This is a genomic window from Dethiosulfatarculus sandiegensis, from assembly GCF_000931935.2.
Classification (GTDB): domain Bacteria; phylum Desulfobacterota; class Desulfarculia; order Desulfarculales; family Desulfarculaceae; genus Dethiosulfatarculus; species Dethiosulfatarculus sandiegensis.
This window is the reverse complement of sequence record NZ_AZAC01000003.1, coordinates 252,883-268,242: the sequence shown is the minus strand read 5'-3', so window position 1 is coordinate 268,242 and position 15,360 is coordinate 252,883. Positions and strand designations below refer to the sequence as shown.

Annotated in this window: 17 protein-coding genes and 1 pseudogene; 5 read left to right on the top strand and 13 right to left on the bottom strand. The window is 50.4% G+C overall.

Annotated elements, in window-relative coordinates:
• The 7 genes and pseudogenes from X474_RS25995 to X474_RS04080 form a co-directional block, all read right to left on the bottom strand.
• A pseudogene (locus X474_RS25995) lies at positions 1-134 on the bottom strand (IS256 family transposase); the annotation flags it as partial.
• Positions 135-220: 86 nt separating this feature from the next.
• The gene (locus tag X474_RS04105; protein ID WP_044346902.1) at positions 221-766 is read right to left on the bottom strand and encodes a GNAT family N-acetyltransferase; all 546 of its coding nucleotides are present in this window, start codon (positions 764-766) and stop codon (positions 221-223) included.
• A 373-nt stretch (positions 767-1,139) separates the two neighbouring features.
• Positions 1,140-2,444, bottom strand: a complete 1,305-nt coding sequence (locus X474_RS04100) for a DUF6178 family protein (RefSeq protein ID WP_052514844.1) — start codon at positions 2,442-2,444, stop codon at positions 1,140-1,142.
• Positions 2,445-2,501: 57 nt separating this feature from the next.
• Entirely contained in the window at positions 2,502-3,128 is a 627-nt protein-coding gene (locus tag X474_RS04095) for an alpha/beta fold hydrolase (protein ID WP_052514843.1), read from the bottom strand.
• A gap of 21 nt (positions 3,129-3,149) precedes the next feature.
• Positions 3,150-3,380, bottom strand: coding sequence for a hypothetical protein (locus X474_RS04090; RefSeq protein ID WP_052514842.1), 231 nt, complete (start codon positions 3,378-3,380; stop codon positions 3,150-3,152).
• On the bottom strand, positions 3,373-3,996 hold the full coding sequence (locus X474_RS04085; RefSeq protein WP_044346900.1) for a TetR/AcrR family transcriptional regulator: 624 nt from the start codon (positions 3,994-3,996) through the stop codon (positions 3,373-3,375). Before X474_RS04085 ends, X474_RS04090 begins: the two co-directional genes overlap by 8 nt.
• 163 nt (positions 3,997-4,159) lie before the next feature.
• Positions 4,160-4,360, bottom strand: a complete 201-nt coding sequence (locus X474_RS04080; RefSeq protein ID WP_044346899.1) for a hypothetical protein — start codon at positions 4,358-4,360, stop codon at positions 4,160-4,162.
• 189 nt (positions 4,361-4,549) lie between these two features.
• Between X474_RS04080 and X474_RS04075 the strand changes: the two genes are divergently transcribed.
• The 3 genes from X474_RS04075 to X474_RS04065 all read left to right on the top strand — a co-directional run bounded on the left by X474_RS04075 (position 4,550) and on the right by X474_RS04065 (position 7,452).
• Complete coding sequence (locus X474_RS04075) at positions 4,550-5,536, top strand: DUF3089 domain-containing protein (RefSeq protein WP_044346897.1); 987 nt, start codon at positions 4,550-4,552, stop codon at positions 5,534-5,536.
• A gap of 623 nt (positions 5,537-6,159) precedes the next feature.
• Positions 6,160-6,303: a hypothetical protein gene (locus X474_RS25990; RefSeq protein ID WP_156360610.1), complete on the top strand. Its 144-nt coding sequence runs from the start codon at positions 6,160-6,162 to the stop codon at positions 6,301-6,303.
• On the top strand, positions 6,304-7,452 hold the full coding sequence (locus X474_RS04065; RefSeq protein WP_044346895.1) for a hypothetical protein: 1,149 nt from the start codon (positions 6,304-6,306) through the stop codon (positions 7,450-7,452).
• Between the two features lie 118 nt (positions 7,453-7,570).
• Here X474_RS04065 and X474_RS04060 read toward each other — a convergent pair whose 3' ends face one another.
• Positions 7,571-8,317 carry an FKBP-type peptidyl-prolyl cis-trans isomerase gene (locus X474_RS04060; protein WP_044346894.1) on the bottom strand — a complete coding sequence of 249 codons (747 nt, stop codon included), beginning with the start codon at positions 8,315-8,317 and terminating at the stop codon, positions 7,571-7,573.
• A gap of 481 nt (positions 8,318-8,798) precedes the next feature.
• On the opposite strand from X474_RS04060, the gene X474_RS04055 reads away from it, so the two are divergent.
• Positions 8,799-9,548 (top strand): DUF6125 family protein, encoded by a 750-nt coding sequence (locus X474_RS04055; RefSeq protein WP_044346892.1) that lies wholly within the window; start codon positions 8,799-8,801, stop codon positions 9,546-9,548.
• Positions 9,549-9,632: 84 nt separating this feature from the next.
• Here X474_RS04055 and X474_RS04050 read toward each other — a convergent pair whose 3' ends face one another.
• The 5 genes from X474_RS04050 to X474_RS04030 form a co-directional block, all read right to left on the bottom strand.
• Positions 9,633-10,475 carry an Mrp/NBP35 family ATP-binding protein gene (locus X474_RS04050; protein WP_044346890.1) on the bottom strand — a complete coding sequence of 281 codons (843 nt, stop codon included), beginning with the start codon at positions 10,473-10,475 and terminating at the stop codon, positions 9,633-9,635.
• 65 nt (positions 10,476-10,540) lie between these two features.
• Positions 10,541-10,792: an FmdB family zinc ribbon protein gene (locus tag X474_RS04045; RefSeq protein ID WP_044346888.1), complete on the bottom strand. Its 252-nt coding sequence runs from the start codon at positions 10,790-10,792 to the stop codon at positions 10,541-10,543.
• Between the two features lie 98 nt (positions 10,793-10,890).
• Complete coding sequence (locus X474_RS04040; RefSeq protein ID WP_044346887.1) at positions 10,891-11,340, bottom strand: iron-sulfur cluster assembly scaffold protein; 450 nt, start codon at positions 11,338-11,340, stop codon at positions 10,891-10,893.
• A gap of 517 nt (positions 11,341-11,857) precedes the next feature.
• A complete protein-coding gene (locus X474_RS04035; RefSeq protein ID WP_197281965.1) occupies positions 11,858-12,256 on the bottom strand; it encodes a GNAT family N-acetyltransferase in 399 nt (132 codons plus the stop codon).
• 121 nt (positions 12,257-12,377) lie between these two features.
• A complete protein-coding gene (locus X474_RS04030) occupies positions 12,378-12,908 on the bottom strand; it encodes a hypothetical protein (protein WP_044346885.1) in 531 nt (176 codons plus the stop codon).
• A gap of 255 nt (positions 12,909-13,163) precedes the next feature.
• Between X474_RS04030 and X474_RS04025 the strand changes: the two genes are divergently transcribed.
• Positions 13,164-15,263 (top strand): tetratricopeptide repeat protein, encoded by a 2,100-nt coding sequence (locus X474_RS04025; protein WP_156360609.1) that lies wholly within the window; start codon positions 13,164-13,166, stop codon positions 15,261-15,263.
• Positions 15,264-15,360 lie beyond the last annotated feature (97 nt).

The following is a 15,360-nucleotide window of genomic DNA, read 5'->3' as shown; positions in this document are numbered from 1 at the left end:
GTAAGCTCCGCTCCAAGCGCCTTCTCAACCAGGGCCTTCTTCAGCTCTTGGAATATTCCGTTTTCTCCCAACAGGTCTTCGGGCTTCTCATAGCCCTTGAGCAACTCATCAAGCAACTCGTCCTTGGTAGCCATTGTGCGTACTCCTCCGATGAAGGGGTGATTATCTCACAATTGGCTCCATACACGAAATTCCTGACACTCCTGCAGAATATATCCTCTTATTCCCGCCAATGTTCAGGTTGGTGTAATGCATCCGCGCACAGCACTTTTCCTTTTATAGTGCCGATAACGCCGGGTTTCAGTTCCTGCGTCATCCATGCGGCTGCATGCTCTTCTGGAATGGGATATGGAGCGTCAAAACCGCATACACCGGCAGGGGCAAAGCCGAAACGTGGATAGTAGCCGGGATGCCCAAGAACAAACACCATCTCCACACCGTGTTTTTTCAAAACCTCAAGAGCGCCAGGCACCAATGTGGTGCCCACTCCCTTGTTTTGATATTGGGGAAGAACGGCAAGCGGCGCTAAAATTTGAGCGGAGACCTGTTCGTGGGCTCCGCTGATTGTCACATTGGTAAACAACACATGCCCCACCACTGTATCCTGCTCAACCGCGGCAAATGAGTAACAGGGCTCGGCTGTTGGATCCTCCAGTAAATCATTTACCAATTCACTGATAACAGATCCCTTTTGCCCGCCAAACGCCTGTCTGTGCACCTTCAGAATATCTTGCCTGCTGAGAGTATTCGCGCTTATTATTTTCATGGCTTTCACCTTGCGTTTCACAAATATAAATCATCAATTAACGACCTAAAAAAACATAGGCCTCCGACTCGCAACTCATTGCAACAATAAATAAAAAATATTTACTGAAAAAAGCGTAGCTTAGACGCAGAGGCTCGATCGAACCAATATGGAAAGAGCAAATTTTAATTCGCTAAAAAGGAATTTTAAATCGCCGCTGTGAACTATTGATCAATCGTCTGTCTGTTACGCCACCCTTATTTCAGTAACGTGCAGAACAAGATCAATTGAACTGGTCAGCATAAAATCTCCCTGGTGAGTATTTAACCGGTATTCAATAACAAACAACATCTCAGGCGTCAACAAAAGAAAACTATTTAAAGGCGCCACCTGGTTATTGACTGTATTCTTCCCCGGAAGCCGTGGGCAACGGTTCCCGCCTGTTCGAGGCCAGGTTCCAGCCTATTCGGAAAAGCTTCACCAAACTTTCCCTGCCGAGTATGCCTTTTATCGCAGACCGGTCATTTTGTCTGTCTTGGGGAAGAAGCATGGCGAGGCCTTCATTACATAGCGCAATTGTCTTTTCCGCTGCCTCAACCGGTCTCATTCTTTCCTGGTCCACGGTTTCCGCAGCCATGAGAATATTGGCAAGATAGTTCAGTTCTGAAAGGCATTGGTCCCACTTGACCTCGCCATCTTTTGCCATCTCCCGAAGCACCGACATAATAAACCCGTGCGATGCCCTGACGGTTGAGTTATCCGGTAATTGTTTAGCCTGGTCTATGGTTATTATTTCAGCCTCGGTTAATTCTTTATAGATATCCGGGAATTCCCTGTTTAGAGAAGGCAGCGGTTCATGCCCATGCTTTTCCTGGGCCGCCCGGGGCTTATCTGCCGATAGAAACGCCTTGAAATAAGATCGGGTCAGATAGTCTTCTTCCTTTGCCGCCACAAGGTCTTCAAGTGGGGTTATGCGGGCAAGCTGTAAAAATGCAGCCGCAGGCTCGGGTGCTACATAGCCCCGTTCTTCCCTTCGCGCTTCCCGTTTTGCGGCAAGATCTGTCTCCAGCATTTCCCCGGAGGTCAGAACAGCATACAATCCACCATTATCTTCAATATATTCAGTGGAAATATGAAGAACAGTTTCCAGGATTCTGTTGATCCTCTCATGGTCATCAACATCGACCTCAACCAGCAATGCGATAAGCGTATCCCAGGCCCTGCTGTTTTTGGCCAGGAGGAAAAGATCCCCCCACTCAAGGCAGCACTCACTATCAAGCACCTTCTCAAGAAGATCATCCTCATAGGACCGGTTCGAATTGAGCATACGTAGGGAAAGAGATTCGTAATCAACCACCAGCAGATTTGCAGCCAGGCCGAGGACCAGCAAGTCATCATCCATCTCGGTAATTATTTTCCTGGCCGCTTGAGCGGAACTTTCATAGATCACTTCCAGCCATAAAGCGAATTCATCCGGGTCAAACTTTTCCCTTTCTCCCGGAGCATTATTTTTCCAGAAGACCTCATCGAAAACATGGGGCAACTGGTGTGACGACGCCAAGGCAATCAAGTCACCGGCGTCCTCTACTCCAATGCGCCGGATAAGGCGCACAAACTGATCCGCTTCAAATCCCCGCACTAGCTGCACCAGTTTGGGGTTTTCTACAAGCCGACGAATGAGACTAAAAGAATTGCTCATAACCCAGACATTCCCCATCTTTTCCAGTAACAAAAAATAAGCGGAAACCGCGGTGGATTATAAATCACGGTTCGAGAGAAAACCTTTAACGGCCTCACACACCTGTTCATTATGGGTGAAAATCGCCATATGCTCGCCCCTATCGGCAACACAAAGACTACTGTTCGACAACCTTTCCGCCAATTTTTTCCCATGTTCGTTAAACGGCACTATCGCATCGTCTGTACCATGAACCACCAAGGCGGGGACAGATATATCTTCAAGCGGATATTCTGTTTCCTGGGTTACCCGGATATCATTTATGGTTCCCGGAATGCGCTCCGCCATCCGCTCAAAGGTGCTCAAGATAAGCTCTTTGTAGAGTGACATCATCTGATCATCGCGCAGCATCTTTTGGGCCAGATCCTGATGCCTGAGGGATCGCATCAAAGATTTTTCCACGTTTTTCAAAAACCTGTTGCGCATGAACCGGGCAAACCAGGGCATCCGGGCGGCAAGCTTTATCACCTGAAAGGCAAAGGGAATGGGAACCATATTTTTCCCGCCTGTGGTTGAGCACAAAACCAGGGCCCTTAAGCGGTCGGGATGGCGCAGGGCAAAATAAAGAGCCGAATAGCCGGCGCCCGAAATGGCCAGCAGGATAACCTTTCCGATGCCTAAGGCATCCAGCAAAGCCGCCAGCAAATCCGCCTGCGCCTCGGGGCTTTACCGGCCCTCAAGCGGGGTTCCGAGGTAGCCGGGCCTGGAGACCGCAATATAGTTTGAGTTCAGAGGCGCAACAGCCCGGACCAGAATATCCGGTTGTTCATAGCCTCCCATGGCACCGTGGATGCTGACAATCACATCCGAGCCGCTCTCATGCACCCGCCCGCTTCTCATATATTCAATGGGGCCGAGTGCGGTATGGGCAATAGTGGGGCTTTTGGGGTCAGGCATTTGTATTCTCCGTATCTGTAAAAAACATATGATATAAGAGTTCAAGAGGCGGATATTGCGCCTTCTCCCCATACATAGCCTTCTGCTGAGCTATTCCGTTTATGTTGACCCAGAAAAAAAAGGCAAGATCCTCAGCCCGGCCCTGCCTTATGGTTCCCTGCCTTTGTCCCCGGGCCATAATTTCCGCTATGGTTTCATAAGGAACTTGCCGCTTGGCATTGAGGATTTCTCTTGCTTCATGGGGAATATTTTTGGCGGCAATCGCCTGGGTTACAAGGAGGTGAGACAAGCAAGCGCCAGGTTTGGTTTGAATTGTTTGCACCAGTGCGTCAATGGCGTATTTGATTTTTTCATCCGGCTTACGGTCCATTGTCTGCAAAAAACCACAGGCTTCCACCAACCGATCCAATGCAATGCGGATAAGTTCGGTAAAGATATATTCCTTTGACGAAAAATAGTGATAAATTAAGCCATTAGACATGCCTGTATGCCTCGCGATATCACTTATTTTGGTTCCTGCCAACCCATTGAGCGCAAAGAGTTCAAGAGCTCCCGCAAGGATCTGCTCCCTTCTCTCTTCCTTTATTTTTTGGTTTGCTTCCTTGTTCCTGCCCATCGGACCGCCTATTTCCTTCCTCGAGCTGCTGGATAACGAGGTTGATAATATCATTGATTGAATATTTATTCAATAAAAAAGACAAATATTACCATCCATCATTCTCACGAGCTTAATCTGATCCCGGAGTAATACAAAATTCAGTCAAAAACCAAAATCAGCTTCACTTGGGCAGCTCAAGCTTGGAGCAAATCCCCGGATAATTTCTCGCGGCATCACCCGAAAAGGGTCGTGACAACTTTAGCGGCTGTTCTCTGAACATTTTGAGCAGCAGCCTGGCGCCGCGCAGAATAATGCGCAAGGCCGGATGCACCAAAGACGTAAAGATCAGATCGAGCCACCAGCCATTTTGAACGGCGGACAAATTTCCTCCTGAAACGTAGCCGCATCCAGGTTAATTGAAAATCAGTGACTTCCACAAAATTTTCTTTTTCCATAACCCGGCAACCATAATTAATCTCCGAATTCAAGCATTTATTAGTATTATCCATTAAAATACAAGTTATTCATTAACCCAAAGCCGCAGAAACCATCTGTCCACAGGAGCGCCGCCTTGAAAAAAACACACCTGTTTGCCGTAACCGTACTTTTGTCAATTTTAGCCCATGCCTTTGTTTCCCTGGCCATGCCGCCTTTTGATCCCGCCAAGGTCCCGGCTGCGCCTGACTATGCCAGGCCCGAGAGCTGGCTTCATAAACCAGCCGCGCCCAAGGCCAAGGTTGATGTGTTTTTTGTTTATCCCACGGTTTTGTTCAATGACACCGATTGGATCATGAATACGGCCGACCCTGAAATGAAAAACGCGGCCCGCTCCCCTTTACTGACCCAGGCTTCGGTTTTTAAGGGGCAGGCCAATATTTACTCGCCCATGTATCGGCAAATGAACCTGGCGGTGCTTTCCCTTCCCGATGACCAGGCAGCTCTCATAAAAAAAGTCGGCCGCGAGGATGTCTGGCGGGCATTTTTGTATTATTTGGAGCATGAAAACCAGGGCAGGCCCTTTTTCCTGGCAGGTCACAGTCAGGGTTCCATGGTCTTGGCCGACCTGATGATCCAACATTGGGGCTCCACAGGTGTGGAGAAAAGGCTTATCGCGGCCCTGTTGATCGGATGGTCCATTACTCCGGAGAACCTGACTCAAAACCCGGCCCTTAAGCTCTGTGAGCGTAAAGACGCAACCGGATGCATTATTTCCTATAACACCATGGAAAACGGCAAACAGAAAAAGGCCCCCACCCTTTTACCCGGAGCCTTGGCGGTTAATCCCCTTTCCTGGGATACGGGCAAGGAGTTTGTCCCGGCCTCCAAAAACTTGGGCGCGGTATTTTTTGATGCGCAGAACCAACCCACAACCCACCCCGGCTTTACCTCCGCTCAAATTATTGACGGTGGTTTGATTGTAAAGCCGCAAAATGTTGACTTGGTGACAGTCAAGGGGGGGCATTTCCCGGCGGGCGTTTATCATGCCTTTGACTATTCCCTTTTCTACGAAAACCTTAAAGCCAACCTGGCAGACCGCATAAACGCCATGAACAAATAGCCTTATCGCGACTACATAAACGGCTTTTTTTGAGCCGCTTATGCAGACCACGGGTCTGTCCAGGGCAAACCGCCCAATCATCCGGCCCAAGCCAGCTCGGCTTAGGCTGATTATCTGCCACCCGCAACTATTCAAAAAAAACAGGTATAAAACTTGAAATACTTTCTTCCGGTTTTTTCTTTGGAATCTCCAGGCAGAAGACTGCTTTTTGAGAAAAGCGGCTAGCTCCGGCTTTTCCTGGTGCGGCCCGGAGTTGCCAAGACAAAGTTTGTCGGCAACTTCTTCTGAAACACAATGAGATTATTAGCCAAACCACGGCCCAAGGCCGTTTGGAAACTTAATATGTGGGAGTCCCTGTTATGACCTCATCTCAACCGGAATATAACCTGTTGTCAGCCTGGCCCGATCTTGCCCAAGACCTGCGCCCGGGGGTGGAAATCTTCTCCCCTCCGGCAAACGGCCCCAAGTCCCGCATAGCGCTTTTTGCCTGTTTACCCCCATTGGTCCGCGGTCTGTCTGGCCATATCCCTGGTTCTGGTGAATCTGGGGCATGAGGTTGACTTGCTTTGGCAACCGGAGGTCGATCCCAACCGGCCAGCTACCGACGAAGAAAAAAAAGGACCATGATCCAGGCCATGGCCGACTCGGGCCTGCCTAACCTGCGCCCCTACTTAAACCTCATAGACCTTTCCCAGGTGCCTGCGAGTGAGATAGGCATCAAGGCCATGGAAGAGAGCGTCCTGGCCAGTTTCTATGACACGGTTTAGGTGAGGCGCACCACCAAGGTTGATTTGACCAGCCCAAGAGATAATGAAATCAACACCCATTGGCTAAAGCGAAACATGTCCCTGCGCTCTCGCCTGGCCACGGTTATCAGCAACCGTAAATACGACATGTTTCTGATTCCCAATGGCGGCATCCAGGAATTCGGAGCCTCCTTTGCCCAAGGTGTAGTTCAGGGGCTCTCCTGCATCAGTTTTGAAATGGTCTCAAATGTTAATGAAAAAGTACTATTCTCAAAGCAGCTGCCTTTTGCCGATCTGGATACGGAAAACGCCTGGAAGACAGATCCCGGGCACAGCCTGACCAAAGAACAGGGCCAGGAAATCAGCCGCCTGATCAATGACGTGGACGGCGAGGCCTACTGGAAAACAACCTTTCGAAGACTCCAGCACACGGGCAAACTGTCTCCAATTGAACTGATGCGCCGCCGGAATCTGGGACCGGGGCGCAGGATAGCGCTCTTATGCCCCAATACCGGCTGGGACAGCACCTCCCTGCACAGAGACACTTTTTTTGGCTCAATTAAGGACTGGGTAACCTCAACCGTGGATTTCTTCAGCCGTCACCCAGAACACGACCTAAGAATCAGGATGCACCCGGCTGAGGCGATGACAAACTCAGAAGAGAAGGTCGCCGAATATCTGGGCAGGCGTTTTAATCCGCTTCCGGAAAACCTCCATATTGTGGAAAGCACTTCCGATATTAACACCTATGGGCTTATGTATCTGTCCCATCTGGGTTTGGTATACACCTCTCCAAGCGGCCTGGAGATGTCCATGCGTGGGCTTCCCACTGTGGTGGCAGCCAGGGCCCACTATGCGGGCAAAGGCTTTACCATTGATCCCACGAGCAGGCGGGAATATTTTGAATCCCTGGAAAAAGCCTTGACCCAACCGGACAAGCCCGAACTTTCCCGCCGGGAATTAGAATTAGCCTGGTGCTATGTTCATATGTATCTGATTGAAATGAGGTTGGATTTCCCCTGGGCCTGCGGCCGTATGCGGGAGAAGCTAAACACTTGGCCCATCAATAAGGTTCTTTCAGATCAAGGCTGGGCCAAATTCGGACGGACTTTTGCAATACTGACAGGCAAAATATCAACCAAACCCGGTATGGTGGCCAGGCCAAAATAAAAATAAGGATCTAAGCTCTTCCGAGGGAAGGTAATCTGTTTAGAACAGCCTGATTACCTTCCCTAATTTTTGGTTGTCTTCTCCTCAGGAGCTGAATATTGCAACCGGTATTTTCCTCTCAATCGTCTCCCTTCTTACCAGCCCCGACCTCATCCTTGGGTAAAAAGGCCTCAGGGTCCTGTACGTTGATCAACTCAATGATGAAAACCAAGGTGGATTCCGGGCCTATCACCGGGGGGTCGCCCGCCTTGCCGTAGGCCTTTTCAGGCGGCACCACCACTTCCCACTTATCGCCTGTCCGCATTTTTTCCAGGGCTATCTGCCAGCCCTGGATAACATCTTCCATAAAGAAAGGAACCGGCTCGTTCTGTTCATAGGAACTTTCAAAAACCGTTCCATCTACCAGCCTGCCCTCATAGTGCACGGTCACTTCATCGGTTAAAGTGGGAGTAGGTCCGCTTCCCATTTTCAGAACCCGATACAAAAGCCCGCCATCCAGCTTTTTGACTCCGGTTCCCAGGGCGTAATTTTGCCGGAAGCGATCTCCGGCTATCTTGTTCCCCGCCGACTCCTGTTTAAATGAAATTTCTTGCCTTTTCAGCAGGCTAAGCTGAAAAGCCTCCAGGGCCAGGTCTATTTCGTCGTCTGTGAGTATTATTTTTTTATCTGCCAGACCGTCTGCAAACCCTTTAGCAAAGGCCTTCTGGTTAACCTTAAAACCGTCTTCCAACATTCCCCTGGCCAGGTCAACGCCCAGGGCATAGGAAATTTTCGCATTATTATCAGATAATTTCAGATCTGCCTCGGCAAACAGGGGCAGCGCAGAAAAAACAATCGCCAAAACGGCTAAAAATACAGACCTCATGCCTATCTCCGTAAATTGCTTAAAGCGCCTTTTTGAGCAGTATGTTGCAAAAAATTCGTCTATATTCCTTTTTAAATTTACCAAAAGAAGATTTTGTTAACTCGGAAAATTAACATAACCTTTTGATTTAAATTATTATGAGGCGACTGACAGACGGTTTGCCAAGGCAAATCCCTCCTTCAGCCCGACTGAATCAAACTGCCATGTAAGAAACTCCATAATCAACTGCAAAACCAACCCCCGCGGAAACCGGGATTTTTAACCTGTGAAGTGATTATGGCCCCTTATCAGGTCGGTGAGGAAATCAGGCTTGTCATAAGGGCTTAAATATCCTATTTAAGGGAGAGGTTCTATTAAGGGGGTGTTTATGGCGAGCGCCGCACCCCTCGAAAAATAAACATGCCTGTGATATCTGCCAGGGGCAGGGCCCTGGCAGCCCAAGTAAAAGCCCGCAAACCGCCCTGCCAACCAAGGAGAAGACATGAGTCAGACTCCCCAGAACATCCAGGAGCTGAGCAAAGAAGAGTTGATAGAATTTTTGGTCACCACCTTCAGGCGCACCTTGATACACTACGGCCTTTGGTTTCGGGAGGCTGAATATCAATTGGGAATGAAACAGGCCATGGACGCAGAAGACCAAGCCTTTAGCGCCAGCTTTGCCATCCACATGAAAAGACTCAGTAAAATTTTGGGATTTGAGGTGGATCCCAAGGGGATGCCCGTGGCCCTTTTAAACCAGAGCAGGGAGCGGATCCTCAAGTTGATTGAGGCCCAAAGCGCCAACTGGCTGGCCAATGACGGGGTCTGGTTCCAGGCCGTTGAGAACGCCCACGATATGGATACAGCCAAACGCTGCAATGACAGTTGCTGGACCAGGTATTCACCCTATGAAGCCGAAAGGATCAAACGCCTCTTGGGGCTGCCGGACAACAGCGGGCTGGAGGGGTTGAAAAAGGCCCTCAACTTCAGGACCTACGCCCAGCTCAACAAACAATCTTTTCACGAGGAAACCGAAAACAGCTTTGTGTTTCAAATGAACGAATGCCGGGTGCAGGTGGCGAGGCAAAGAAAAGGCCTGACCGACTATCCCTGTCGCTCGGCAGGCAAGGTGGAATACCGTTTCTTTGCCCAGACCATAGACAGCCGCATTGAGACTGAATGTGTGGGGTGTCCGCCGGACGAACACCCTGCCGAATGGTTCTGCGCCTGGAAATTCACCCTGAAAGCCTGATTGTTAAATCACACCCCTTAAAAAAACGAACCCGCCCTGCATTTGCCGGGCGGGTTTTCAATCACTTTTAAAAAGAAACTGGAATCAAGCGTTGGTGAGTTTTTCCACCTTCTTGACAAGCTCCTGAAAACCGGGGGCTGCCCCCTTATTCTCCTTCATGATATCAAGCGGGTGCCCCAAATCAGATGCCAGGACCAGACGCGAATCCACCGGCAGCTTGGCCAGGAATCGAAGCCCATTGGCCGCAGCCAGGTTTTCTCCTCCGCCTGAGCCGTAAAGGGCGATTTCCTCTCCGCAATGGGGGCAGATCACCCCGCTCATATTTTCCACCATACCGAGTACGGGCAGATTGATCTGGCGGCAAAAATCAAGAGACTTGCGCACATCGGCCAAAGCTATCTCCTGGGGCGTGGTCACCACCAGGGCCTGGGCGCCGGGTATGGTCTGGGCTACGGTCAGGGGTTCATCGCCTGTGCCCGGAGGGGAATCTATGATCAGGTAATCCAGATGATCCCAATGCACATCACCCAAGAATTGTTTTATAACGCTTACCTTGAGCGGGCCGCGCCAGATCACGGACGCATCCTGATCCGGCATCAGGGATTCCACGCTGATGACCTTTAAATTCTTTTTCAAGGAGACCGGCATAATAAGCCGCTCCTCCTCCTGCACCAGGGCGTGCTGTCCCTTGAGGCCTAGCATGCGGGGCACTGAAGGGCCGTGCAGATCCACATCCATAAGTCCCACTTCATGCCCCAAAGCGGCCAGGCCCAGGGCCAGGTAGGCGGCCACAGTGGATTTGCCCACCCCGCCTTTGCCGCTCATCACCATGATCTTGTTTTTGATATGCCCCAGATTATGCTGAAGTCTTTGTTCCACTTCGTTAATCTCAGACTGGCTGTTCGCGGAGCTGTCCGGCTGAGTCATGGCGCAACTTCCTTATCTTTTGCTGATTCCACTGAAGCGAAAAGAAAAAAAGGACAAAATCCTGATCAGCGCCGACCGCAACAGGAACCCGGGCCGGCGCAACCGGCGCTGGAAGGTGAAGAGCCGCAGCAGGTGGTGTCGCCGGGGCCGGGCGTACCGCCTGTTTTGGCTTTTCCGGTCAACGAACTGGTTTTGGAAAGAAGTTTTTCCAGGTTCAGGCTTCCACAGGCAGGGCAGGCCCTTTGGCTGGGCTCGCCGATTATCAGAAGCTCTGAAACTTTTCCGCAGTCGAGGCACTTAAAATCATACAAAGGCATTTTCTATTCTCTTCCCCACTTGGCTCAAAGGCCAAGATATCGAAATTAAAACCGCCCCGCCGTGGATGAACCCGATAAGACCAAGCCTCTGTGTGGAGTTAGCCCTTGGCAGACTTGGTCTGGATGACCGCCCTGGCGAAATAGTCGCTGATGGCAGTACCCAGAGTGTTGACAGCCAGGCGGGCGCAATGCAGGTGATCCTCCGGAATACCGCCTAAGGTGACGTCCACGTCTTTTGGCTCCAGCTCCAGGGCCTGATCCAGATTCAGCCCCTTGGCCAGGTCTGTAACCGCGCTGGCGCAGACCAGGGTGAAGACACAACCATGGGGAGCGAATTTAATATCCCGGATAAAGTTATTCTCTATGCGCAAGCTCAGTTCAATGGAGTCGCCACACTGACCTGTTTCATGGCCATAGCCGTCAGGCGTTTCTATCACCCCCATATTCCTGGGGTACTTGGCATGAGAGAGAAAAGCCTCGCTGGCCCTCCATTGATGGTTCTCAGTCTCCTCAAAGACATCTGCCAACAAAGCCTTATGATCGTTCATTTCAACCGCCATTCAAACAACTTCCCCCACGAAAGGGTAAGGGGCAAATTAAGGCCCCTTTTGGGTATAACATCATTGTTATTAGAAAAACTTTTGAACCTATACCACCAGTGGCCTGAATCCACAACACCCCTGATATCCACCGGAAAAGCCGCCCCAAACAGCATGCCGGGCGCGCTATGGAGTCCCCCGAATTACTCCGACTAAAAAAGCCAAGCAATCTGGAAACTTGACAAGCCCGCATTTTTGCCGACCCGGGGTTAAAAAATACGAAACCTTTCTTTTTAAACCCCTGCCGGTTCGGTTACACGGTTTAGAATGATCAGTTAGGTGGTATTGAGCTCAAAAGTCAAGAAAAAAGTGAGGTTCCAAAGGCCCCAAAAGCCTTTCCTTTAGCGAGACAAAAGAAAGAAAAAGCCCCGCCTTGCCGAACCGTTTCTTAAATTTAAGAGACAGTTTAAAAATAAGGTAATAATTAAAGACTTTTAAGATAAAATCCTGCTGGTATTAGGGTTTTTTACAGGCCAAGCATCATAAAACGTTCGGCCCTGGGGTTTTGGTTATAATCCTCTATATCCCTAAACCCGAATTTTTCATAAAGCTTATTGGCGGCCTTTAAATCCAGACGGGTGTCCAACAAAAGGCTTGCAAAGCCCTTTTCCCTGGCCAAGGCAATTCCCTCGCTTAAAAGCACCCGGCCCAGGCCCAAGTTTCTGTATCCGGGTTTCAGATACATGCGCTTAAGCTCCGCCTTGCCCCGGCCCATGGCCCTCACCCCTACACAGCCGACTGCCGCGGTTTTGGATTTGATAAGGATGAAACCGCCCTCCTTATAGGCATCCTTAAAGGAGGCCAGGTCCTTATCCAGCTCACCGGGATCGAGCTTCAGATCCAATTCGTCAAAATACTGCCTCATCAAGGGCTCTAACTGAGGCAGATCTTTCTCACACGCCAACCCCAACTCTAAGCCTGGGGGTAGGCCCGTATTCCGAGAAGGATGCAGCCGGGGCATTGTGGCTCCTTCCGTGAGTGCAAGGCTATTTGAAACTTGCGGTTATTTGTATTTCCTGGCCGGGGGACAAGTCAAGATCATAATCCTTGAACCAGGTAATCACCGGCACCGGGTCCACATTCCCGCCGGGCAGATCACCGATATAGTGATGCTCCATATAGCATTCCACCAGGAGTCTGAGCCGGAGCTTGCCTTTCGGGGCATTAAAGACCAGGCGACGTTTCAAGTCAAGTCCGGGGCCGCTCTCTAAGGCTGAGGGGTCCTCGGGCTTTAAAGGAGCCAGGTCCTCGGCTGAACGCACCAGATAAAGCCCCCACTGCCAGAAAGGCCCCTTGATCTCATGCAAAAGGCCCCCTCCTGTGAACGGCGGGGTGAGCTGGTTTATCTCCAGAGTATGCTCCACCTTGGCTTGGGTGACTTTGGCCTCAACCCCGACCTCCACCTTGACCGGATCAGCACCGGTCTCAACCCACATGGGAGCGCAGGATGCCAACAAAACCAAACTCACAGTCCAAATGAGCAGATTCAGGCCTTTTTTCAGGCTTACCGTCAACATTGAGCAACCACCCTTTGCTACTGGTTCGTTTACCTCTGCATCCACGGTATACGCCGCGGAAGAATCCTTTTAAAAAACCTTGTTGAGTAAAGTATAGTCACCGCGCCAAATATGTGAAAGAGCAAACCAGGTTCTGGACTGAGAGTGATGAATAGCGTAAGTTATCATGTTGAATGAGTCTTCGGCAGCTTGGCTCCGGTCTGAATCCGGGCTCTTTTGGGGGAACTAACCTTAAACAATAAGTTGGCTGACAAGGTGTCTTCAGCATTAAACACTCCACTGGGACCTTATCTTGAGGTGCCGGTTAAGCTTTTCATTGCCGACTCCGCTCTGTTGAAGCAGACCAAAGCGGTGCTGGAGCAGTTAAAATTCCAAGATGTGCGGAGTATCGCCGTCCAGGCCAATTACTTTATGGCCATGCGCCAACTCTTCAGTGAACTGACCAATTTCGAAGGCGTGGTCCTGGTGAATCATCCTCCCCAAAAGGTCAAGGATACCGCCGGGATGTCCTATGAAGACATGAATTTTGAAGATTTTTACAAGGGAGTGGCCTCTTTTAATAAAAGTTCCCGTCGAAACACTGCCGATCTTTTGAACAAGTGTGTACCCATATTCATCTCGGCCCAGGACAGCGACATCCGCATGCGTATTGTGGAGGAGCTCTTTTCCTACGGCATAATGGCGGCCTTTATGCTCAGGGTGCAAGACTACCGTATGCCCGCTGCCGAACAGCTCGAAGAGAGAATCCGGGAATTGCAGGATTATCTGCTGGAGTTCTTCTTACACCGGAACCAAAAGCTCACCGAGTTCAAAGAATATAAGTCCGCTGAAGACCTCAAAGAAAGACGGGCCAAGTCGGAAAACCTCATGGCCGAGGTGGAGCGGCTGAAACAGGCCAAGGAGTTTGACAAGGCCATTGCCCTGTGCCGCCAGGCCATAGAAGTCTTACCCACAGATCCCGGAGCCTATCTTGAAAGCGGCAAACTTTTAGTCAAAAAGAAAAAATACCCCCCTGCCCTGCAGATGTTCAGGGATGCGGAAAAAGTGGCGGACGACCTGCCCGCCCCCAACCAGGAGATAGCCAACCTGAGGGTTGAGCAGGTAAAGGACTATGTCCATAAAAGAAAAGAAGCCGGGCTGCCGATTGACCAAGGTGTTCTGGATAATTACCTCAAAGAGGCCAATGAAAGCTTCAAGGCTGCCATAAAAAAGGCCGAACGCATCCAGGCGGTGCGAAGCCAGGGCCAGGAGGAGCGGCGCAAAGACGCGGTGGCCGGTATCGCGGAAAATATCCTTACCTTGGGTGTGCAGGAGCTGCTTGGTCCTGGGAACCCCTTGGTTAGGCAGTTAGGCCAGCTTGCCCAGGAAACCCTTTCCAACACAATCCAGGGAGAAGGCGAACTGGCCCCCAAGCACCTGGTTCAGTTCGGTTTGCTGGCCTTTTTCGACGGAGATCTGCCCAAGGCGCTCAACTATCTTAAAAAGGCGTCCCAGGATCCGGAAAGCTTTGAAGATGCCTGTAAAAAGCTCAATTACATAGGCACCCAGCTCAGGCAGAGAGACAAGCACGATGAAGCGGTGAAGGTCTACCATTTCCTCTTATCCCTCAAGCCTTCTTTTAAGGGGGTGGTTCTTTTCAACCTGGCCGTGGCCCTGGAATCCAAAGCCCTGGAACTCAAGACAGCCGACGACCCCAGGGCGGAGGCCATATCCAAAATGGCGGTGGGAACCGCCACGGAAAGCCTGTATGTGGACCCGCTTTTACCAAGCGACCAAAACTTCTATGCCAATACGGTGATGTATCATTCGCTTTTAATGCTGGTTAAGCTTTTCCGTGCGGCAGCCGGTTCAGCGAATAATGAAGCGGAAACCCCAACCGACAAGGCCTGCCGTCAGGCCTCCGAGCGCCTGGAAAACCTGTTGCTTCAGAAAAAGGACAAAGAGGCGCTTTCTTTTATGTTCACGCTGGCCCAGAAGCTCACCCCCTATTTCACCGGTTTTGACAAACACGCAACCCCGCTGGTCCTGGATTTTGCCAAACGCCTAAACGCTGTGCTTAAAAACAATCCCAAACCCAAGATGCGCACCTTTGGTAAAATTCTTGGGGTGTTGGTTGCCAAAGGCGCTAAGAAAAAAGATGAATCCTCCATCGCCACAAGCCCGCTTCTTAACAAGGTCATGGGTGCCTTGAACAAAGGTGATCAGTCCAGGGCGGCTCATGAGCTGGCCATAGTGCTTGTGGCCCGTCCTCAGTTGCTTAAAACCAAGGACTTCCAAAACGACAGAACCCTCACTAACCTGTGCAAAGAAATATATAACAAGCTCAATTCCGTAGATTTTGATAAGTTCACCTGATCAACTATTTTATCTACAACCTCTCCATCCCTTTACACTTTGCGTAACAATATGAATAAGCCAATTACATTCTGCCCAGCCTATGCCTGAAGCTGCT